Annotated in this window: 16 protein-coding genes and 1 tRNA gene; 8 read left to right on the forward strand and 9 right to left on the reverse strand. The window is 64.0% G+C overall.

The features are described 5' to 3' along the window. Positions 1–169 precede the first annotated feature (169 nt). Positions 170–1,327 carry a branched-chain amino acid ABC transporter substrate-binding protein gene (locus SR858_RS23105; RefSeq protein ID WP_019923257.1) on the forward strand — a complete coding sequence of 386 codons (1,158 nt, stop codon included), beginning with the start codon at positions 170–172 and terminating at the stop codon, positions 1,325–1,327. 76 nt (positions 1,328–1,403) lie between these two features. Here SR858_RS23105 and SR858_RS23110 read toward each other — a convergent pair whose 3' ends face one another. Then, a complete protein-coding gene (locus SR858_RS23110; RefSeq protein WP_019923258.1) occupies positions 1,404–3,419 on the reverse strand; it encodes an acyltransferase family protein in 2,016 nt (671 codons plus the stop codon). A gap of 150 nt (positions 3,420–3,569) precedes the next feature. Here SR858_RS23110 and SR858_RS23115 point away from each other — a divergent pair, with 150 nt between their 5' ends. Both SR858_RS23115 and SR858_RS23120 read left to right on the forward strand, forming a co-directional pair. Next, positions 3,570–4,580, forward strand: a complete 1,011-nt coding sequence (locus SR858_RS23115) for a hypothetical protein (protein WP_026637542.1) — start codon at positions 3,570–3,572, stop codon at positions 4,578–4,580. A 22-nt stretch (positions 4,581–4,602) separates the two neighbouring features. Next, positions 4,603–5,058 carry a hypothetical protein gene (locus SR858_RS23120; protein WP_019923260.1) on the forward strand — a complete coding sequence of 152 codons (456 nt, stop codon included), beginning with the start codon at positions 4,603–4,605 and terminating at the stop codon, positions 5,056–5,058. 119 nt (positions 5,059–5,177) lie between these two features. On the opposite strand, the gene SR858_RS23125 is transcribed toward SR858_RS23120, so the two are convergent. The 4 genes from SR858_RS23125 to SR858_RS23140 form a co-directional block, all read right to left on the reverse strand. Continuing rightward, entirely contained in the window at positions 5,178–8,327 is a 3,150-nt protein-coding gene (locus SR858_RS23125) for a S8 family peptidase (RefSeq protein WP_019923261.1), read from the reverse strand. A 15-nt stretch (positions 8,328–8,342) separates the two neighbouring features. Beyond that, positions 8,343–9,128, reverse strand: coding sequence for an NF038120 family PEP-CTERM protein (locus SR858_RS23130; RefSeq protein ID WP_019923262.1), 786 nt, complete (start codon positions 9,126–9,128; stop codon positions 8,343–8,345). A 421-nt stretch (positions 9,129–9,549) separates the two neighbouring features. Then, positions 9,550–12,186: an aminopeptidase N gene (gene pepN, locus SR858_RS23135; RefSeq protein WP_040378024.1), complete on the reverse strand. Its 2,637-nt coding sequence runs from the start codon at positions 12,184–12,186 to the stop codon at positions 9,550–9,552. A gap of 169 nt (positions 12,187–12,355) precedes the next feature. Then, positions 12,356–14,413 carry a S9 family peptidase gene (locus SR858_RS23140; protein WP_026637543.1) on the reverse strand — a complete coding sequence of 686 codons (2,058 nt, stop codon included), beginning with the start codon at positions 14,411–14,413 and terminating at the stop codon, positions 12,356–12,358. A 440-nt stretch (positions 14,414–14,853) separates the two neighbouring features. Here SR858_RS23140 and SR858_RS23145 point away from each other — a divergent pair, with 440 nt between their 5' ends. The 3 genes from SR858_RS23145 to SR858_RS23155 all read left to right on the forward strand — a co-directional run bounded on the left by SR858_RS23145 (position 14,854) and on the right by SR858_RS23155 (position 19,467). After that, the gene (locus tag SR858_RS23145; protein WP_019923265.1) at positions 14,854–15,438 is read left to right on the forward strand and encodes a hypothetical protein; all 585 of its coding nucleotides are present in this window, start codon (positions 14,854–14,856) and stop codon (positions 15,436–15,438) included. Positions 15,439–15,534: 96 nt separating this feature from the next. Further along, a complete protein-coding gene (locus tag SR858_RS23150; protein ID WP_019923266.1) occupies positions 15,535–16,947 on the forward strand; it encodes an MFS transporter in 1,413 nt (470 codons plus the stop codon). A 120-nt stretch (positions 16,948–17,067) separates the two neighbouring features. Then, on the forward strand, positions 17,068–19,467 hold the full coding sequence (locus SR858_RS23155) for a S9 family peptidase (protein ID WP_019923267.1): 2,400 nt from the start codon (positions 17,068–17,070) through the stop codon (positions 19,465–19,467). 32 nt (positions 19,468–19,499) lie between these two features. Here the strand turns inward: SR858_RS23155 and SR858_RS23160 are convergent, their stop codons facing one another. Beyond that, entirely contained in the window at positions 19,500–20,045 is a 546-nt protein-coding gene (locus tag SR858_RS23160; protein WP_019923268.1) for a DUF2058 domain-containing protein, read from the reverse strand. Positions 20,046–20,192: 147 nt separating this feature from the next. Between SR858_RS23160 and SR858_RS23165 the strand changes: the two genes are divergently transcribed. Together SR858_RS23165 and SR858_RS23170 are read left to right on the forward strand one after the other, a co-directional pair. Then, positions 20,193–20,268 (forward strand) — tRNA-Phe (locus SR858_RS23165). A gap of 190 nt (positions 20,269–20,458) precedes the next feature. Then, entirely contained in the window at positions 20,459–20,926 is a 468-nt protein-coding gene (locus tag SR858_RS23170) for a DUF2846 domain-containing protein (RefSeq protein WP_019923269.1), read from the forward strand. 21 nt (positions 20,927–20,947) lie between these two features. Here SR858_RS23170 and SR858_RS23175 read toward each other — a convergent pair whose 3' ends face one another. The 3 genes from SR858_RS23175 to SR858_RS23185 form a co-directional block, all read right to left on the reverse strand. Continuing rightward, a complete protein-coding gene (locus SR858_RS23175) occupies positions 20,948–21,163 on the reverse strand; it encodes a GSU2403 family nucleotidyltransferase fold protein (protein WP_084670086.1) in 216 nt (71 codons plus the stop codon). A gap of 189 nt (positions 21,164–21,352) precedes the next feature. Beyond that, positions 21,353–21,532, reverse strand: a complete 180-nt coding sequence (locus tag SR858_RS23180) for a hypothetical protein (protein ID WP_322534010.1) — start codon at positions 21,530–21,532, stop codon at positions 21,353–21,355. Positions 21,533–21,585: 53 nt separating this feature from the next. Beyond that, a complete protein-coding gene (locus SR858_RS23185) occupies positions 21,586–22,419 on the reverse strand; it encodes a hypothetical protein (RefSeq protein WP_154820012.1) in 834 nt (277 codons plus the stop codon). Positions 22,420–22,455: the final 36 nt, after the last annotated feature.

The raw sequence follows: 22,455 nt of genomic DNA on the forward strand, positions 1-22,455 counted from the left end.
GGGATATTGTAGTCGTAAAAGCAACGGCCTCATCGGTGCACGGCGCCAGCCATGCAATAATTGAACATCAGCCGACCACCAAACAACACCGGCGGCTACCAGCGAGCACCGATGCGCGTGCGCCAGTACCGCCAGCCGTAAAACCGCCATAGACCGCTACAGGAACCTCATGCGCCTGCCCCTCCTCCTCCTGCTCTCCAGCCTGAACGCCGCAGCCCAAAACCAGTCCCACGGCAAGCCCCAACCGCAAGTGCCGCAAGTGCGCATCGGCGTTGTCGCGCCCTTGTCCGGCGCCAGCGCCCATCTCGGCAAGGACATCGAAAACGGCGCCCGCATGGCAATCGACGACCTCAACGCCACCGGCCCGCAGATCGGCGGGCGCAACGTGCAGTTCGTGTTGCAGGTCGAGGATGACGCCGGCGATCCCAAGCAGGGCACGGCCGTGGCGCAAAAACTGGTCGATGCCGAGGTGGCCGGCGTGGTCGGCCACCTCAATTCCGGCACCAGCGTGCCGGCCTCGCGCATCTACGCGGCGGCCGGCATTGCGCAGATCACACCGGCCGCCACCACGCCGCTGTACACGCGCCAGGGTTTCCAGACCGCGTTCCGGCTGGTGGCCAACGACAACAAGATCGGTGAAGTGCTGGGCCGCTACGCGGTGCACACGCTCAAGGCGCGCCGCATCGCCGTGATCGACGACCGCACCGCGTTCGGCCAGGGCCTGGCCGATGCCTTCCTCAAGGGCGTGCGCGCGCAGGGCACGGCGGCGGACGCCGTCAGCCGCCAGTACACCACTGACCGCGCCACCGACTTCAACGCCATCCTCACCCAGATCAAGGCGCGCCAGCCCGACCTGATCTTCTTTGGCGGCATGGATGCGGTAGCCGGCCCCATGCTCAAGCAGATGAAGACGCTGGGCCTGGACGTGCGGCTGCTGAGCGGCGATGGCATCTGCGCCGAACGCCTGCCGCAGCTGGCCGGCGATGCCCTGGCCGACAACCAGGTCACCTGCGCCGTGGCCGGCGGCGTGACCGGCAACTACGACGCCGGCTACCGCGCCTTCGTGGACCGCTACCAGCAACGTTTCAAGCTGCCGCTGCAAACCTATGCGCCGTACGCCTACGATGCGGTGATGCTGCTGGCCAAGTCGATGCAGGCGGCCGGCACCGCCGTGCCGAAACAGTATCTGCCCGAACTGGCCAAGATCAAGTACCAGGGCGTGACCGGCGCCATCGGCTTCGACCGCTACGGCGACCTGGCCAACCCGGCCGTGACGCTGTACACCTATCGCGGCGGGCGCAAGACCCGCATCGACATCCTGCACTAGAACCGAAAACAGTACGGCTGATCGGCCCCGCTGCCGAGGCGCGCAGGCAGCGCCTCATTCCCGGCCGGGACAGATTCTAGGGAAGTTCTGCCAGCGCCTGCTCGATCTCGCCCGGATGGCGCGCGCGATAGGCGCCGTAGTATATGGCGCTGCCGCCGGCGCCCAGGTGGCCGCGATCGTTATGTGCATACAGGCCGGTACCGGCCATGCTGGCGTGGCAACGCTGCGCATCGCACGGCACGTCATAGGTATGCAGCGTGGCGGTGCGCGGAAAGCGCGCGCGCATGTCGGCAAGGATGGCGTCGATGTCGCGATAGCGCGCATCGGCCTCGGCGCGCGGAAAGCTGCACTCGTCGTGCGCGCGGCCGGGCAGGTACACCCGATTCGAGACGCAGTTTTCCAGTCTGGCAGGCAAGAGCGGCAGGTCTTCGAGGAATACCACGCGCTTGCCTGCCGCTTCCAGCTTGCCGATGGTGCGCGCCAGCGCGGTATTGATCTGGCCAGGCAGGAAACCGTGGCCGGTCGGTTGCACGCCAGCGCCGGTGCCGGTGTTCTGATACAGGTCCCACACTGCCGACATGAACACCACCGATATCTCCGGCCGCGACAATACCCAGGCAATGGTGTTGCGGCCATGCGCGCGGCACTCCTGCGCGTGCTGCTGGAAGCCGGGGTCGCCGGCGCGCTCGGGACTGTCCTCGATCGGCGCACACATGGTGAAGGTCATGTCGTGGATGGCCAGACCATGTTCCTTGCCGAGTTGATCGATAAAATCGATCAGGTGGTAAGCATGGCTATCTCCAAGCAACACCGCCTTGCGCGGCGACGCGGCATCGCCCACCGTGCACAGCGCGTTCGGAGTCACCTCGACCTGGCTCCAGCACTGTTTGGCGCGCGGCCGGTCGAACACGGTACTGCCGGCATCGGCATTGTCCTGCTGGTAGTGCGCCGGATACCAGGCCATGAAATTGTCGGTCTTGCGGGCCACCTGCAGCAGCGCCAGCACCGTCAGCACCGGCAGCAGGAACAGCAGCGCGGCGGTTTTTACCGGCGACCAGCACGCGCGACGCAACGGGTTTTCCACGAAGTAGTGGGTGGCCACGGCCAGCGCCAACGACAGCCCCAGCGCGGCGGACATCGCACCCGCCGATTGCCAGCCCATGCGACCGAACGCGAAAATCACCGGCCAGTGCCATAGGTACAGCACGTACGAGATCTTGCCCAGGAAGACAGCCACGCGGTTGCTCAGCAAAACCCTGCAGTAATGCGCCCCCTCGATGCCGACGATTACCAGCACGGCGCCAAGGCACGGCCATAAGGCATTTATGCCCGGCATCGGCGTACCCGCGTTGTAGCGCAATCCGCACACCACGATCACGGCCAGTCCCGCCAGCAACATGGCGTCGTACCACACCCGCCTGGCCGTGACGGGAAAACGGTGCAAGGCAAATACCAGCACCACGCCGCACAGCAATTCGAACAGCCGTCCTTGCAGGAAAAAGTATGCGCCGGGCGCAGCGCGGCTCACGTCGTACCACGACCAGGCCAGGGCAGCAGCCCACAGCCCCGCCACCAGGGCCAGCGTGTAACCGGCGCGCAGCCTGGCCACCATCAGCAACAGCAGCGGCACGACCAGGTAGAACTGCTCCTCGACCGACAGCGACCAGGTGTGTAACAACGGGTGCTTATCGGCCTGCAAGTCGAAGTAGCCGGTCTGCCTGGCCAGGAAGATATTCGCATTCAATAACAATACAGCGCGGATACTTTTGAGCAGCGTGAGGTTGCTACCCGGGAAGTTGTACACCAGGCAGAACGCCACGGTTGCCGCCATCACCAGCAGCAGCGCCGGCGCCAGCCGCTTGAGCCGCCGCGTATAAAATTGCTTGAGGCTGAAGGTGCCGGCCTGCTGGCCGGCCAGTATCGAACGGCAGACCACGTAGCCGGAAATGACGAAGAACACATCCACGCCGATGTACCCGCCAGCCACCGCACTGAACCTGGCGTGGCATAACAGCACCAGCAACACGGCCAGGGCACGCAGGCCATCGATTTCAGGGAGGTAACGATTCGGCGCTGGCGCTGTGGCGGTCATCTGATGAAGCGTGTGGGCCGTAGCGCCAATTGCTTATTAAAATAAAGGCAGCATTATAGACTTGCTAATAGAAAAATTGCCAACAACAGAAGACGTGCGCCACGCCCGCCCGGGTGGGCCTATCCTGTCTTCATGTCTTGGAGGAACCCGATGCCTGTCGTCCGTTGCCTGATCGCGTGCATGACCTGGTGCTGCCTCGCCACCCCTGCGTTGGCCGCCAGCGACGAGCCCGCGCGCGTCACCATCGCCACCACCCGCGACCCGGTGGACAAGTCCTACCGCAAGATGGTCGCAGGCATGGACCGCTTCGAACGCCTGCATGCGCTGGCGCCGCAGGCCACCTTGCGCTTCCAGCTGCTGCCGCGCCTGTCCACCACTGAACTCGACGGCATCACCTTGCGCGTGGCCGGCGACAGCGTCTCGCTGCCGGTCACGGTCGCGCCCGATCACACCTTCACGCTGCCGCGCGACGCCCGCGCGCTGGCGCAGGACGCCGCCCTCGTGGCCAGCCGCAAGACCAGCACCCTCACCTGGCGCGCCCAGGTGCGCAGTCCCGGCGTACCGGCCGGCATGCGCCGCCTGGGCGACCTGCGCCTGGAATGCCAGGTGGGTGTGGCTGCCGGCCTGCTGTCGAACAATTCCGAGATGTTCGCCTGGCTGGGCGACCTGCTGACCGATGCCGACAGCATCTGCGGCGCTCCCGACGGCAACTACGTGTTCTTTGCCGAGCGCCCGATTTTCGGCGTCACCGCGCGCCATGGTGCGCGCAGCACCGCCCTGCCGTTCGACCTGCTGTATGCGGGCGGCACGCAAACCCCGGAGTCGCTGCCCTACTGCGACTGCCAGGTCCTGCTCGACCGCAGCTTTTATGCGCCGCTGTGGGACAAGTCCTGGCCCGACGACACCCTGCTGGCCTTCGAATACATGGACGACCCGCCCACCACCCTGCTTGCGCCCGGCTACGACACCACGGCCGCCGTGCGCGCCAGGCTGGGGCCAGCCACCGCGCTGCAATTCGACACCGGCATGCAAGTGTGGCGCTACCGCTACCCGCAGGCGGCCGGCAAGGGCAGCGACGGCCAGCCGGCGTATGCCGAGTTCGTTATTTTGTTCGGCCCGGATGGCGCGGCCCGCAAGGCGCGCCTGACCGAGCCGCTGTAGTTCCCCTACCCGGAGCGCCACCATGAAACTGTCCTCGTCCCTGTTTCTCTCCACGCGCCTGGCTGCGGCCGGCCTGCTGTTGCTGGTGACCAGCGCCTGCGCCAGTCCACCTCCGTCTGCACCGCCTGCCGCTCCTGCCGCCGCCACAGCGCCAGCCGCAGCCAGCAGCCTGTGGCAGCAGATCCAGGCCGCCAGCGCCAACCCGGTGTGCGACAACGACAGCCAATGCCACACGGTCGGCGTGGGCGCCAAGGCGTGCGGCGGGCCGCAGAGCTACCTGCCGTGGTCCAGCAAGCAGGACGATGGCGCAACCCTTAAACAACTGGTGGAACGCCACGCCGCCGTTCTGCGCGCCCAGGATGCGCGCGAGGCGATGATGTCCACTTGCTCGGTGGTAGCGGACCCAGGCGCCAGTTGCCGCGCCAACCGCTGCGTGCTCAATCCGGCCAGCGCCGGCGGCCAGCCCAACGTGCGCTAAGCCCGCGTCGTCCCCCGCCTTGGCGTGCGGGGCACCAAACGAAAAAAGGCCTGCGGCGCCGAATGGCTGCCGCAGGCCTTTTAATGCAGTAATTACTGCTTAGTAGGGCTTAGTAAGGCTTAGTAAGCCAGTTTGCCCTTGTCCGACGAGCTCTTGAACAGCGGCAGTGGATCGGTGGTATCCACATCGATCACCGTGGTGCCCTGCCGGACGCCGCCCACCAGGTAGTCCACCGCACCGACGTAGCGTTTGCCCACGTCCAGGTTGCTCCAGCTCATGCCGACCGACGCCGTGCCGCCCAGGGTGGCCGAGCTTGGCGACATCACCTTGAAGTTACCAGCGGTCGAGGTTGGCTGTACCAGCCAGCTCGACAGCTTGTAGGTGGCCTGGCCGCCAGCCGGGGCGTAACCGATCACGCACAGGGTGTAATTGCCTGCCGCCGGTGACACCAGCTCGATGCGCTCGTTCGACGTCAGTTCGCCGCTCTGGCCCACCAGGGTGTTGCCGCGCAACAGGATCAGGTCGAGATCGGAGTCGCCGGCGCCCGTGCCGGTGTTGTCCGAGTCGAACAGTGCGAAGCGCGCCACCAGCGTGCCAGCCGGCACGGTGAAGTTGTGCACGTTCACGCCGGCCGAAGCGCCGTTCAGGCACAGCGTCGCATTGTCCGCGCCGCCGGCCTGGCCGATGGTGCGGGTGGTTTGCGTTGCCGGCAGCAAGCCCTTGGCGGTGCTGAAGGCGCCGGCAAAACCGGTGCCCACGGTAAGCACCTTGGCGCCTGACGTGTTTTCGCTGTACACGTTGGCAGCTGCGGCAATGCCGGTGCCGCGCGCGGTCAGCGGGCTGCGTACCGTGTGCACGCCGTCGCTCCAGACCAGCGAACCGTAGGACCAGGTATCGCGTGCCGCAGTGGTGCGGGTGAGGCGGGCCGTGAAGGTGGCCTTGGCGCCCGGCGCCAGCGTCAGCGTGGCCGGCGAGATCGCCACCGTGAAGCCCGGCAGTGTGGCCGTGGCGTTATAGGTGGCGGTGGTGTCGCCAACATTGGTGACGGTGCGGGTGAGCGTTTGCGCGCCCAGCACGTTGGAGGCGGTAAGCGACGCCAGGTTCAGGTTGTAGGCTGCGATGCCGCCGCCGAACGCGGTGCACTGCGCCGCGCTGTACACCAGGCCCTGGCCACACAGGAAGCGTGCGTACTCGACCGGAGCGATGTCGTACACCAGGCCGGGATCGGCCGCCGTCGTCGGCGCAATGTGGCCGGCGCCCTGGCCGAACGGACGCATGCCCGCGTAGGTGGCCGAGGTGTCCCATGGCACTTTGGCGCTCTGGCCGTCGTTGAAGGTGTTGTAGGCGGTGGTCATCAGCGCCGACTTGATGGCAGCCGGGCTCCAGGTCGGATGGCGCTGCTTGAGCAGCGCGGCCACGCCAGCCACGTGCGGCGACGCCATCGAGGTACCCGACAGGAAGCCGAACTCGACCGTTTGCGCCGGGTTGCCGGCGGCGATCGCGTCGCGCTGGGCCTGGGTCAGGTCGGGCGTGAGCGCGGCCAGGATGTCGGTGCCTGGCGCGGTCATGTCCGGTTTCAGGATGTTGGCGTTGGCCACGTTCGGGCCGCGCGAGGACGAGCCGCTCATCACCGGCGCGACCACGGTGGTATCGACGGTAGGCTTCAGATTGCCCAGCGCAGCCGTGGCGCCGGTATTGCCCGCCATATAGCTTTTCAGGATAGCGCCGTTTTCCTTGGTGATGTGCACGGTGGACAGCGAGTGCGCCTGGTTCAGGATGGTGACTGCACCGTTCTCGACGTTGGCGATGATCGCGCCGACCGCACCGGCGGTCTTGGCGTTGGCGCTCTTGTTAACCAATACGTTGTTGCCACGGTCGCAGACCAGGATCTTGCCGGTTACCTTGGCCGGGTCGAGCAGGGCTGCCACGCTGTCGGCCGGGCCGAAGCACTGGAGCAGCGACGCCTGCTGGGCCGGCGTGAGGCCGGCCAGGCCTGCATCCCTGGCCAGGATCAGCGGCGACGAAGGGGTGTTGGCGTTGCTCGAAGCGCCAGTCAGCTTGACGCCGGTAGGCAGGATTACGTCGCCGACGTACAGGCGGTTGTGGGTGGAGTTGCCGACCGTGGACAGCCACGGGCTGATGTGGCTTACTGGCGCCGGCGCGGTGGCGGTCGGGCCCGAGTTGCCGCCCGAGGCGGCAACGAACACGCCGGCTGCCGCCGCACCCAGGAAGGCCTGCTCGGTGGCCTCGTCGAAGGAGCCGCCGCCGGCCGACGGGCCGATCGAGAAGTTGATCACGTTGACGCCGTCCTTGACGGCCTGGTTGATCGCCGAGACGCTGTTGGATGTGGCGCAGCCGTTGCGGCGGGTGGGATCGGTCCAGCACACCTTGTACGAGGCAATGCGGGCGCGCGGCGCCATGCCGGAAATCTTGCCCAGGTTGACGCCGTTGATGATGGCGCTGGTGCCGCCATTGCCGGCAGCGGTGGTGGACGTGTGGCTGCCGTGGCCGCCCTCGCCGACCGAGCCGCCGATCGAGTCGCGCGGCGAGGCGAATTCGGTCCAGTGCAGTTGCTGGTTGGCGGTCTTGTAGGCACGCGCGCCGATCAGCTTGTTGTTGCAATTGGCGACGGTAAAACCTTCGCCGGTATCGCAGCCGCCCTTCCAGCTGGCAGGCGGCGCATCGTAGGCCAGCGTACCGCCGCTGTGGGTGGGATTGCCGTTCTCGTCCACGCGGTCGGCGTAGCTGGGATTTTCCGGCCAGATACCGCTATCGACGATGCCGACGATGATGTCTTCGCCCGCGAGCTTTTGGCCGCCCAGTTGCGACCACAGGCCGCCCGGCTGGTCGAGGCCCAGGAAGGTCGGCGTGTAGCTGGTGTCGAGGATCATTTCGGAGTCGGCCGTGATGGCGGCCACGCCGGCGTTTTTCTTCAGTGCGCGCACTTCGGCGTCGGTCAGCAGCGCCGCAAAGCCATTGAACACCACGTCGTATTTGTGGGTGATCTCGGCAGCGCTGACGGTTTTGATGACGTCGTTCTGTTTGGCGTCGAGGTAGCTGATATAAGCCTGCACATTGCCCGCATCGACATTGAGGCGCTGGCCTGCAGCCGGCTGGGTGGCAGCCAGGCCGGCGACTTGGCCGGTGTAGGTGGCGACCGGCTTGTCGACCAGTTGCACGATGTAGGAGCGGCGCAGCTGTTCGGCGTGGGCGGCGCCCGACAGTGCAGCCAGCAGGACGATGGCGGAGCAGATAGGACGAAGTTTCATGGACGGGTTCCTCGATCAGGCGGCGATGGTGTTGGCAACGATGTTGGTGCGGGCAGCGCTGGCGGCACGCGAACGGCGGCGCGACATCCAGCCCACCAGGCCCAGGCCCAGTCCCATCAGGGCGTAGGTTTCCGGCTCGGGCACGGGCGTCACTTGCAGGTTGTCGATGGCGAATTGCGACTGGTTCTCGGCGCCCGCCAGCGGGCTGGCGCAACCGCCGTTACCGTCGAACAGGCACGAACCGATGGTCACGCTGCTGAAATAGTTGCCACCGAACGCAGTCAACGACAAGGTTTCGAACGGCGAATAACCGAGGCTGTCGAGTACCGGGAAATCGTAGGCATATGACACCTTAGTACCGTTTGACAACTCGCCCACCAGGGTCAGCTGGCCGTAGGTGTAGCCCCCCAGTCCCCCCACCGGCGCCAGGAACGCGTAGTCGAGACCAGTAAGCTGGAACAGGTGGTTGTCGGTGCGGGTGACCCTCAGGCTGCCATCGTTGACGCCGAGGTAGAACTGGCTTGCATTGCCGGTGGGACAAGCGGCCACCGTGCACAGGAACGGATCGCTGCCATCGCCGATGGCGCCGGCAAAACCGGTGCCGCCAGGACCGGCGGCAGGAGTATCGATCACGGTCAGGCTGTAGCCGGATTGGGTGATGACTTCGGTGCCGCCATAGATGTTCGGCGCGACCGACTCGAAATCGATCACCCCCGCCAGCGCCGGCGTGGCGGACATCACGGCAAGCGCGCCCACGGTGGCGGCAGTCAGTTGGCGCAGTTTCGATTGGAAGAATGTCATTTTCTGTTGCCCTTGTGGTTAAGTGGTGAGCGCGGGTCGCCGGGCGGGTTGCCTGTCGGCCCCATGTTCTACTTTTTTGGAAAGTAACAATGAATATAAACAAACAACTCTCGGTGCAGTAACATATTATTACAATTTATTATTCTTTTTATATTGATAAAGACTGAACAATATACTGATTCCTCTATGAAAGTATCAGATTTTCCAGACGCCAGACTTCGCTCAGATGAGACTGCTTTGCGTTGTATGCAAACAAACTTCCCATTTAGAAATTTAACATTCTCGTCGAAAATATCGCACCATTTTCGGCCTTTACCCGGGCAATGCCATGCCATCGTCGCGGTTCATGACGGTTTGATGACATGCATAAAAAAAGCCGGCGCAAGCGCCGGCTTTAACCCTACTACCAACAGGGAATAGATTATTCTGTGATCGCTTTCTTGATAGCAACGCAGCGCTCATCTTCCTGGTGCGTGACCAGCAGCGCACGGCGGGTGCCGGCCGACAAGCCGGTCTGCGACGCCACCGCCGCTTGCAGGCGCGCCACGCTGGCCGGCGTGCACGCGGCCGGTATCAGGGCTGCCGCGTAAGCGCGCATGTAGACCGGGCCGGCCGCTTGATCCACCTGCGCCAGGCTGTCCAGGCGCGCACCGGCGCTCTGTTCGGCCAGCGCGCCCTGCTCGGCCGGATACAGTCCGAACATGGCGGTGCGGATGCGCGAGAACGGCAGCTTGGTCTGCAGGTCGCCGATGGTGGCCAGCCATTCGGCCTTGACCTTGGCGTCCGGACGGGCCACGGTGGCGGCCAGTGCGGCGGCCTGTCCGCTGTCGGACTTGTCGCGCGCCTGCTCGGCGGTCAGCAGCGCGGCGCTGCCACGGACGTCGTAACGGTTCAGGCGGGCAACGATGTCCCAGCGCGCGTCCTGGCTCACGTTCAGGCCCGGCACCACCAGCTTGCCATCGAGGATGTCGGCCAGGCGCTTGAGCGCGGCCGGGCTGCTGGCCAGGTTGACATAGGTGGTGAACCAGCGGCGCTGGAAGTTGCTGTCGCCGCCGGCCGCGACCGTGGCCTTGAACGCCATGTCTTCCAGCTGCACGCCCACCTTGCTGCGGTACTTGGCGGCGGACGGGCCCATCTTGTCGAGGTAATACTTCGATTGACCGATCTTGCCGACGATATCGCCCAGCAGCGTGTAATCCTTCTCGGCCGGCGCGTTGGCCAGCACGGTTTTCAGGAAACTGTTGAGCGGCAGTTTGCCGTCGCGCACGCTATCCCACAAGCTCTGCCACAGCATCGCGCGCAGCAGCGGATCGTCCACCTTGCCCAGCGACGCCTGCGCAGTGGCAAACGATTTCTGGTCCAGCGCCACCTTGGCAAAACCCCAGTCCTGGTAGTTCGGATAGACCAGGTCCGGGCAGGCCGCGCCCACCAGCTCCGGCACTGGCGTCTCGGCGCCCTTGTAGGTGACCGCGACGTTCTGGCTCAGCGCCATGCCATCCTTGCCCTGCTTGAACAGCGCCACTTGCACGCGCTGTTCGCGCAGGGTCGGCATGTCCTTGCTTGGCGCGCTTTGCAGCAGTTTAAAACTGTTGACCTTGCCGCCGGCACAGCTGAGCGACGCCTCGATGGTGTTGACGCCCGGCTCGTACAACCATTCCTTCGTCCAGCCGTTCAGGTCGCGGTTGGCGGCCTCGCCCAGGCTGCCGATGAAGTCTTTCAGTTCGGCATTCTGGTACGAATACTTGACCAGGTAGTTATGTACGCCCTTGCGGAACACTTCCGCACCCAGCAGGTGGCGCAGTTGCATCAGGGTGGAGGCGCCCTTCGAGTAGGTGATCGCGTCGATATTGTCGAAGGCGTTGGCAGTCGAAGGCACCGGCGTTTCGATCGGGTGCGTGGTCACGCGCTCGTCCATGACGTACGCAGCCTGCTTGCCGCTCGAATAAAAGCTCTGCCAGGCGTTCTTGAACTCGGTGGCTTCGGCCGTACCCAGCGTGCCCATGAAGGACGCGAAACTTTCGTTCAACCACAGGCCGTTCCACCACTTCATGGTGACCAGGTCGCCGAACCACTGGTGCGCCATCTCGTGCATGATCACCGACGCCAGGCTCTGGCGCTGGGCGGCGGTCATGGTTTCCTTGTGCAGGAAGCGCCCTTCGGCAAAGGTGATGGCGCCGGCGTTTTCCATGGCGCCGTACAGGAAGTCCGGCACCAGGAGCTGGTCGTACTTGGCAAACTGGTACGGCACACCGAAGTACTCGTCGAAGAATTTCAGGCCCTGCGACGTGTACGTGAACCAGTCCTTGGGCGACACTTGCGCTGCCACCGACTGCCGTGCGAACAGGCGCATCGGGTACGGACCGCTGTTGTCTTCCCATACCTTATACGGACCGGCGTGCATCGAGAAGTTGTACGGGCTCAGTTTCTTGGTGCGCGGGAAGGTCCATTCTTTCGCACCAGCCACATCCTTGACGCCGCTCTCGCGCATGGTGGACACCGCCACCCAGTCGGCCGGCGTGGTAACGGTGACCTGGTACGTGCCTTTCAGGTCGGGCTGGTCGAACAGCGCGAACATCTGGTGCGCGGCGGCCGGCTCGAAGTGCGAATACGTGTACACGCGGCCATCGACCGGATCGACCATGCGGTGCAAGCCCTCGCCGTTAGTGCTGTGCAGGCGCTCGTAGGCGATGGTGACGCTGTTGCGGCCCACTTTCAGGTCTTGCGGCGCAATGGTGATGAACCACTGGTTGTACTGGGGCGCGACGGCCTTGCCGTTGACGACGAGCTTGCCAATGGTCGCCTTGTCGAGGTCGATGGTCAGCGACTGCTCGGTGTCTTTCAGGTCGAATTCCAGCGTGGTGGTGCCGGAGAAGGTTTCCTTGCCGGTCAGCGTGAATTGCAGCGTGTAATCGACGTTGGAGACGCGGGCCGAGCGCGCCATGGCGTCTTCCTGCGACAGGTAGGCGTTTTCGGCGCGCGGGGCCGGGGTAGCAGCAAACGCGGGATGGGCGGCGCCAAAGGCCAGCACCAGGGCGGCGGCGATCAGATGTTGTTTCATGGTGGTCCTTGATGTGGAAACGCCCGCGCGGCGGCGGGCGAGGATAAAGCTGGCGCCGTCATCCTCGCGCACGCGGGGATCCATGGACCGTTGGTGTCGCCAACTCAGCATGGATTCCCGCCTTCGCGGGAACGACGGCGCTTCGGCTAACGATGCCTATTTCTTCAACTTATTTCTTCAAATACGTATCGAGCCAGCCGATCACCTCGTGATGCCACAGCACCGAGTTGGCAGGCTTCAGCACCCAGTGGTTCTCATCCGGGAACATCAGCAATTTGCTCGGGATGCCGCGCCGTTGCAGCGCGGTGAACGTACCGAGGCCTTGCGCGGTCGGGATGCGGAAGTCGAGGTCGCCCTGCACCACCAGCATCGGGGTTTTCCAGTTTTTCACGAACAGCGCCGGGTTGAATTTTTCGTGCGCCTCCGGGTTGTCGTAGTAGGTGCCGCCGCTTTCCCATTCGGTGAACCACAGTTCTTCGGTCGAATAGGCCATGCCGCGCGTGTCGAACACGCCGTCGTGGTTGACGATGCACTTGAAGCCGTCGGACCAGTGACCCTCGATCCAGTTCATCATGAAGCCGCCGTACGATGCGCCCAGCGCGCAGCTCTTCTCGCGGTCGAGCCACGGGAATTTCTGCACGGCTGCCGCCAGACCTTTTTGCAGGTCTTCCAGCGGCTTGCCGCCCCAGTCGCCGCTGATCGAGTCGGTGAACTTCTGGCCGTAGCCGGTCGAACCGTGGAAGTCGATGAACACGGTGGCGTAGCCGGCGCCGGCATACACCTGCGGATTCCAGCGGTAGCTCCACGAGTTGCCGAAGCTGCCTTGCGGGCCGCCGTGCACCAGGAACGCGATCGGATATTTCACGCCCGGTTTCGCATCCCAGGGTTTCATCACGTGGCCGTAGACGGTTTCGCCGTTGGCGCCGGCGAACGAGAACTGCTCGTACTCGCCGAATTTCACGTCGGCCAGTGCGGCTTCATTGACGTTGGTCAGTTGCGTGGCTTTCTCGCCCGAGCCACCCAGCTTGAACTGGTACAGCTGCGCGCCTGATGCCAGGTTGGCTTGGGCGATGACGACGGTGTCTTTCACCACGTCGAAGCCGCTGACGTAACCGTTGCCGGTCAGCTTGCGCACCTTGCCGCTGGCAGCGTCGATGGCAAACAGCGGGTGCTGGCCGATGTCGTCGGCAGTGGCCAGGAGCGTCTTGCTGTCCGGCGTCCAGCGGTAGTCGGCGATCGAGCGGTCCCAGTGGTCGGCCACCGTGCGTTTTTTACCGGTGGCCACATCGACCAGCACCAGGTGGAAGCGGTCCGCTTCGAACGTGGGCTTGTCCATCGCCAGGTAGGCCAGCGTGCGGCCGTCCGGCGAATAGATGGCCTTGGTGTCCCAGGCCAGGTTGTCGGCGGTCAGGTTCTTCGGCTCGCCGCCGGTGGCCGGCACCGTGTACACGTCGAAGTTGGTGGACCACGCTTCGGTCTTGCCGGCGATGCGGGCGGAGAACACCACGGTCTTGCCGTCCGGGCTGAAGTGGTACTCGCCGTTGTCGCCGAACGGTTTCGATGGCACGTCGCCATCGAGCGTGCCCGACAGGGCTACCGGTTCGGCGCTGACCTTGCCGGCGGTGTCGATCGGTGCCGCGTACAGCACGTTGGTGCGGCCGTCGGCCCAGGTATCCCAGTGGCGCACGAACAGCTTGTCGTAGACCTTGCCGCTGGCCTTGTTTTTACCCTGCTCGTCGAGACGCTTCTTGGTGCAAGCCAGGTCCACGCAGTCGCGGAACACCGCCACGCTCAGCGCCAGGCGGTCGCCCTGCGGCGACAGGCGGAAGTTCTCGACGTCGAGCGGCAGGCTGGTGACCTTGGCGGCTTCACCGCCGGCCAGCGGCAGGCGCCAGACCTGCGACGAACCGCTGCGCCCGGACAGGAAATAAATGGCGTCGCCCTTGGGCGACCAGGTGGGTTCGCTGCTGCTGGCGTCCGCTTGCGTCAGGCGCACCGGTGCGGCCTTGGGGCTGCGCAGGTCGAGCAGGTAGAGCTGGGTATTGCCCCGGTTCTTGTCCATGTCGGTGGTGCGCACGGTGTACACCACGCGGGTGGCGTCGGGCGACAACACGGGCGCGCCCACGCGCTCCATCTTGACCATGTCTTCTACGGTAAAGCCGCGCGGCGCGGCCATGGCGCTCGAGGCCGCAACCGCGGCGCCCAGCATCAGCACAGGTAATCTCATTCGGGGATCTCCGACTGTTAACAAAAAGTACCGGCTGGTGGCCGGTCGTCGAACATCATACCAAGATCAGATAGTGCAAAGGGCAAATGTTACTTTACGCTACTTAAGGATATGACTGAAGGACATGAGCTGACCGGGAAAATATATTTCGATGACAAGCGTTTTACCGGTTCCACAGCGCTAAAAATGGGCGCATAATTTCCCACTCACCAGTTCAACCTTCCATGACTACCACCGGCATGTCATGTGAACAACGCGCTTTCCTGGCCGGTAAATGAACAGCACACAACATTGCAGTCTGAACAGTTGTGAACAAGTGTAAATCGGCGTTGAACGAGGCCAACCCGGCGCTAAGGTTATCCGACCGCCGCGCTGGACGCCCCCTCTGAACGCCACCCGCGCAGCCTCGTCTTACGATCCAGTCAGAAACGGGAAACGCTATGCTTACTGCCACCTATGTCATTCTTTCGCTGTCGGTAGAACAAAAGAAAGAACGCCAGTTCATTTCGCGCCTGCTGCAAACCGTGCAATCGGTCCGGCGCCGCCCGCAGGAAATCGATCCTGCCACCATCGAATCGCAACTCAAGCAACTGACCTCGTTTGCCGAGGCCCGCCACCAGCGCAAGGTGGAAGCGTGCCTGATGCCGGCCGTTTGCGCGGCCGCGCGCGCCACCGACCGCAACTGCGATGCACTGATCAACGATCTCGAATCGTTGAGCCGCCACGGCAGCGTCACCCTCAACGCCGTCAACAAGTGCATGCGGCGGGCCATGCGGCGCAGCGCCAGCCAGTGCCAGTTCCTGTGCCGCACCATCGACCTGTACTGCTACAACCTGCTCAAGCGGCTCGACCGAGAAGAACAGGACTTGCTGCCGCTGGCGCAAAAAGTCATTTCCAGCGCCGAGTGGTTCGAGATCGGCCGCGAATTGCTGGCGCAGGAAGACAGCGGCGCCGCCAACCAGCCATCGCTGCGTCCGCGCCATGCCGCCACCTACGCCGGCCGCCCGGTGGATATCCGCATCTGACGTTGTTGTTTTCGGCAAGGTACCGCCGGGAATGCTTGCCTAAGAAATTAGGCAAGGCTAATATCGACTCATGCCCACCAAGCTTGCCACCTCACCATGAGTCAAGGCGCCACCCTTCTGCACCTGCGCGGCGCGGCCGGCATGGATGCGATTTATCGCAAGATCAGCTGGCGCCTGCTGCCACTGCTCATGCTGTGCTGCGCGGTCGCTTACCTCGATCGCGTCAACGTCGATTTTGTCGCGCGCCACATCGGCGCCAGCCTGGCCTTCCGCGACCATGTGCACAGCTGGGGCATGGCCGCATTTTTCATCGGCTACTGCATGTTCGCCGTGCCGAGCAACCTGCTGCTCGAACACCTGGGCACGCGCAAGATGCTGCTGCGGATGATGCTGGGCTGGGCGGCATGCTGCGCCGCCAGCGCGTTCGTGCGTGCGCCGATCGAGTTCTACCTGATCCGCTTTTTGCTGGGCGTGTTCGAAGCTGGCTTCTTCCCCGGCGTGATTCTTTACCTCACCTGGTGGTTCCCGTCCGGACGGCGCGCACGCGCCATCGCCGTGTTTGCCGCCAGCACGCTGGCGGCCGTCATGCTGGCCACGCCGCTGTCAAGCGCCATGCTGCAGGCGCTCACGACGCTGGACCTGTTCGATGGCTGGCAGTGGCTGCTGCTGGCCCAGGCCGCGCCGCCGCTGGTACTGGGCGTGTTCGCCTGGTGGTATCTCGACGACCGGCCGGGTGATGCCGAGTGGCTGTCCAGCTTCGAGCAGCAAATGGTGGCGCAAGACCTGGCCCGCGACGAGGCGCGCCGCCACGGCGGCAGCGACAAGGATGTCGATATGGGCGATGCCGATGCACCGTCGGCGCTGGCCGTGCTGTGGGGCCTGCTGCGCGACCGCACCATGGTGCTGCTGGGCGCGGCCAACCTGCTGCTCACCGGCGCCAGCTTTGCCATCGTCCACTGGTCGCCGGCGCTGCTGCAGCGCTGGACCGCCAGCGATCCTGCGCACCTGGCGCTGCTGTCGCTGGTGCCCGGACTGGCCGGCATCGTCGGCATGCTGGCCATCGGCTACGACTCCGACCGAAGGCGCGAGCGGCGCGGCCACTTTGTCGCCAGCACCGTGCTGGCGGCCGGCGGCCTGGGACTGGCCATCGCTGCCGACGGCATGCTGGCCTGGTCGCTGGCAGGACTGGCGCTGGCCACTGTCGGCATCGCCGCAGCCACGCCGTTGCTGCTGGCGATCGCCACCGACCTGCTCACGCGCGGGCAGATGGCGATCGGTATCGCTGTTGTGACCAGCATGGGCGTGCTGGGCGGCGCTTTCGGCCCCGCGCTGGGCGCCCGCCTGCTGGCCTGGGGCGATACCGCCGCCATGCTGGCGGCGCTGGTCGGCACGTATCTCGCGGCCGGCCTGGTCCTGCTGCTGGCGCTGCGCCTCGCCTCCCGGCGCGGCGGACCGGCCTCGCAAAGCGGCCAGAACGACAAGCTGGCGCGCAATTCGGACCAGCGTTAAATCCGTGAGTTGGATGGCAGGTTGGACGATCGGTCTAAACTGTTAGGCTAGAATACCGTGCGCCGGTTGGTTACCCCGCGACCGGCGCTTCCGTCCACCCAACTTCAAAGCGAACCATCCATGCGTTTTGTCTTGCCTACTTCAACGCTGGCCGCCATCCTGGCCACCGCGCTTGCCAGCGGCCACGCCGCCGCTGCTGCCACCTCCCCCACCCCGATCACGCTGGACCAGGCCATGGCCAATCCGGACTGGATCGGCACGCCCGTCGAATCGGCCTGGTGGGGCTGGGACAGCCGCCAGGTTTATTACAAGCAAAAGCGCGCCGGCTCGCCGCTGCGCGACACGTTCCTGGTCAACGGCGGCGCCGCCAAACAGGTCGATGACAAGCAACTGGCCAACCTCGACACCGCCAACCCGGTGTACAACCGCGAGCACACGCGCGCCATCGTGCTGCGCAACGGCGACCTGTTCGAGCGCGATCTGAAGTCCGGCGCGCTGACGCAAATCGTGCGCGGCACCGCTGCCGCTGCCGATCCGCAGTACGCGGCCGACGGCAAGCATGTGCAATTCCGCATCGGTAACGACTGGTTCAGCTGGAGCCGCAGCGAGCGCCTGGTGACGCCGGTGGCCGTGCTGCGCACCGCCAAGGACCCGGACGCCAAGCCCGAGACCGATGCGCTGCGCGACCTGCAACTGCGCCTGATCTCCACCCTGGCCCGCGTCAAGGAAGAGCGCGACGCCACCCGCGCCCAGCGCGATGCAGAGCGCAGCGCCGACGCCACCCGCGCGCCGAAACCGGTGTACCTGGGCGAGAAGGTCGTGATCGCGTCGAGCGCATTGTCACCAAGCGGGCGCTACCTGCTGGTGGTCACCAGCGCCAAGGATGCCGACAAGCGCCGCGTGGGCAAGATGCCGCGCTACGTGACCGAATCCGGGTACGAGGAAACCGACGACGAACGCCCGCGCGTGAGCGACGCCGGCCCCGTGCCGCACCAGTTGAAACTGCTGGAAATCGCCACCGGCAAGGTGACCGACCTGTCCTTCGATACCCTGCCCGGCATCGCCACCGATCCGCTGGCCGACCTGCGCGCAGCGCAAAAGCTGGCCGCGCTCAAGGGCAACCGCCCGGTACGTTTCGAACACAGCGCCGAATCGATCCGCTGGAGCGACGACGGTGCGCGCGTGGCAGTGATGGCGCAATCGATCGACAACAAGGACCGCTGGATCGCCACCGTCGACCTGGCCGGCGCCACCTTGCAACCGCTGCACCGCTTGAGCGACCAGGCCTGGGTGAACAATCGTGGCAACGACTTCGGCTGGCAGCCGGACAACAGCACGCTGTGGTTCCAGTCGGAGGAAAGCGGCTACGCCCACCTCTACCTGAAAAACGCCCGGACGCCCGATGCGGCGCCGCGCGCGATCACCTCGGGCAAATGGGAAGCGAGCGACGTCACCTGGTCGGCCGACGGCAAGATTGCCTACTTCCTGTGCAATCCGAAGCTGCCGGGCACCTATGAAGTCTGCGCCAGCAACACCACCGACGCCAAGGTAAAGGAACTGACCACGCTTGGCGGCGTGGAGAGTTTCACCGTGTCGCCGGACGGCCGCAAGCTGCTGGTGCGCTACTCGACCTCGTACATGCCGGCGCAAATCGCCACCGTGCCTGCCACCGGCGGCGCGGCCACCCAGCTGACCGACACCCGCAGCGCCGATTACAAGGCCCGCAACTGGGTCGCACCGCAAATCGTGGCCGTGCCATCGACGCATGGCGCCGACCCGGTATGGGCCAAGCTGTACCGCCCGGCCACCCTGGAACCCGGTAAAAAATACCCGGTCGTGATGTTCGTGCACGGCGCCGGCTACCTGCAAAACGTGACCCAGCGCTTCCCCGTGTACTTCCGCGAGCAAATGTTCCACAACCTGCTGGTACAGCAGGGCTACATCGTGCTGGACATGGACTACCGCGCTTCGCTCGGCTACGGCCGCAACTGGCGCACGGCTATCTACCGCCAGATGGGCCACCCGGAACTGGACGACTACATCGACGGCCTGAACTGGCTGGTGGCCAACCACCAGGGCGACGCTAAAAACGTTGGCATCTATGGCGGCAGCTACGGCGGCTTCATGACCTTCATGGCGCTGCTGCGCGCACCGGACCAGTTCAAGGCCGGCGCCGCGCTGCGTCCGGTCACCGACTGGACCACGTACAACCACGAGTACACGTCCAACATCCTCAACACGCCGGAGCTGGACCCGCGAGCGTACAAGGTCTCGTCGCCAATCGAATACGCCGACAAGCTCAAGGGCCACATCCTGATCGCCCACGGCATGGTGGACGACAACGTGTTCTACCAGGACTCGGTGCGCATGGCGCAGCGCTTCATCGAACTGAAAAAGGACAACTGGGAACTGGCCTCGTACCCGCTGGAACGCCACGCGTACGTGCATGCGGAAAGCTGGTACGACCAGTACCGCCGGATTTACCAGCTGTTCGAGCGCACACTCAAAACCAAGGAGTAAAAAATGGCGGAACCTCGGTTCCGCCATTTTTTTCACCACATCAAATCATCGGGAATCTGGAACGCCGCGTACGGATCGTCCTCGTCCACCACCGCAGCGGACTGCTTGACGCGCACGACCAGCGACGCATCGCGTTCTTCGATCTTGTCGGCGATTACGCGCGGCACCAGTTCCACCGTCGCGCCCAGCACCACGATCACCAGCCGCCCCGCCACCAGGTGCTCGCGCACCGCCGGCGACACGTAGATCCGTTCGATCCTGGTGCCGTGGGTGAAGTTGTAGGCGATATCATCCTTGCCGTTCTTGGTCTTGTCCTGGCGATTTTGCTGCACCATCTGCACGATCTGCGCCATGATGGCTTTTTGCTGGGCGGCCGCGTCGCGCAAGGCATTCGCTTCGCGCGCCTTGTCGGCGTTCTTGCGCTGGATTTCCTGCGCCGCCAGGCGCGCTTCATCGACCGATTGCTCGCCAGTGCGGCGCTCGATTTTCTTCTGCTTGCTCTTTTCCTGGTTGGCCAGTTTGGCCTTGGTCTTGTCGACCAGGCCTGCTTTTAAAAACTGCTCTTGTAAGGAAACCATGTCCTTTGCTCCGTGTGGGGGGATTGCCGGCCGCGCCAGCGTCAAGCCGGTAGCATAGCAAAGTCGAGCGATGGGCCGACAGGAAATCTGGCCACCGCCAGCAAACATTTGGCAATTTCAAATCGGGCTGCTATAATTGCGCGCCTTGGCCTGGTAGCTCAGTTGGTAGAGCAGAGGATTGAAAATCCTTGTGTCGGTGGTTCGATTCCGCCCCGGGCCACCAAGAACATCGCTCAGTACGTCTTGAGCAGTCTAAGAAACCGCATTCTTCCCAGGAGATTGCGGTTTTTTTACGTCCCGAGGAATCCCGCAGAGTCCGCCTTTAGCCCACCATGCAATTTTAGTTGCCCAAAAAACATATTGTGTATAGGATGAGTACGCTTTATTTCATCCACCTTCGGACTCTCACCCTAATGAAAATCTTTTCCTTCCTCGCCATCGCTACCGCTTTCCTCGTCACAGGTTGTGCTTCGGTGAACATGGCGCCAAAAGAAGACTCGGCCAAAGCCAAGCAATTCAGCCCACCGGCTACCGCCAGCAATGCCGGCCTCTACGTGTACCGCAACAGCTTCGTAGGCCAGGCGCTGAAAAAAGATATCTGGATCGACGGTAAATGTCTGGGCGAAAGCGCGCCTGATGTATTTTTCTACACTGAAGTCCCAGGCGGAAAAGACATCAAGGTATCGACCGAGTCCGAATTTTCGCCCAACGACCTGGTCGTAAAAGTCGATGCAGGGAAAAATTACTTCGTCCGTCAATACATCAAGGTCGGTGCGTTTGTCGGTGGCGCCGGCGTCGAGGCGGTGTCCGAGGCTGTCGGCAAGAACGATATCGCCAAACTTGAAATGGCCAAGCCGGGCAATTGCAGCGGCGCCAGATAAATACGCCTGATATTTTTGTATTCAGTCCTGCGCCCACTGCGGCAGGTACTCTTGCACCACTTCCTCAACGGCCTCCGCCGGCAACGCATCACGCCGACGTTTGAGCGGGTCCCGTCGAGGTAGTGTGCTCATCCAGCGCTTAAAGCGGACAAACGCCATCGGCTCGAGAGTGGTCATACGGGCCATATCGCCATTGGTAGCTACGATAACAGCTGAAAATTGGGGCGCGTCCAGCAACTCCCGCGCATGAGGCGCCTGCGCCCCAAAAAATCTTCTTCGTTATCAACTGGATGGAATGCGCCGATTCGTACGCGTAGAACGCATGCGTGCCAACCACGTGAAAGTGCGGACCGAGGTTGGTGGCAGCCAGCCGATTCAAAATCTCCACGATAATCGGTGCCACTCGTCCAACCCGAAGCGCTCGGTTCATCCACAGGATGCACTGGTGCGCACCAGGCAGGCATTTTCAGGAGCAGCAGCGGGTCCCTTGTGCCAATACATGCCGCCACGCACCTTGGAAGCCTCTGCGAGCGCTTCCTCATATGCCTCATCAGTGGCCACTGAGTCGATATACTGCCGCGTGGCATCGGCTTGGCGCTCCAGCATAAAAATCTCTTGGTATGTTTTAGTGGTTTTAAATTTTATACCGAAAAACGCAACTATTCCCCCACCCGCTGCAACCTGCACCAGGCAACACCCCAGCTTGCCTCTGCATGGTAGTGCAACGCCGATTCGTACATGCCCGGTTGCAGCCACAGCAACGCGCCACTGGCGCCGGTCGCCATATCGAGTAATTGCCCGGGAAGTGACGGCGTCGCATCGGCTGCACTGATCGGTGCCGAGAGATCGCGGATGCTGTTGGGCGACCAGGCCGCCACGACCGGACCGGCGGTCACCCGGTAACGCTGGCCCGGAGCGGCGCTGCGCCAGTCGGCCTCCAGCGCGTGCCGGTGCGCGCCAAGCGCGTCGGCCTCGTCGTTGGCAAACTCGACCTGTGAGAGCACCAGGAAATCGCGCTGGTCGTCGACGCTGATGCGCACCATTCCTGGCGCCGCACTCCACAAGTATCCCATCGCATCGCCCTGGAAACCGTGCAGCGCCTCTTCGCCCAGGCTGCGGATGGCGCGGTCGTATTCGCTGTCGGGCGCCAAGGCGGCGTTCAATATCCGTCCATCCGGGCGGATGGCGCGCCATGTCGCTTCACTGCGATCAATCGTGGCGCCGGGCCACAATTCGAGCACGACCGACATCAGCGCTGCGCGCGCCGCCGACGGGTTGGCGCTGGCCAGGTACTGATGGCCGGTGGGTCCGGCCGGGCGCCAGATCTCGGGCAACTCTGCAGCAAACGGCGACCAGTGATGCAGCTCGGTGGCTTGGGATGCATCGTACGGCTCGCTGCCATACCAGCGGCTGAAATCAGCGAGGTTGGCAACGATCACGGGACCGCCTTCACAACCGATGTCTGCGCTCCAGGCGATATTTTTTGTGTTCATGGGATCAGTGACAGGGACAAGGTGGTGGGTATGTTA

It is taken from the genome of Duganella zoogloeoides, from assembly GCF_034479515.1.
GTDB lineage: Bacteria > Pseudomonadota > Gammaproteobacteria > Burkholderiales > Burkholderiaceae_D > Rugamonas > Rugamonas zoogloeoides.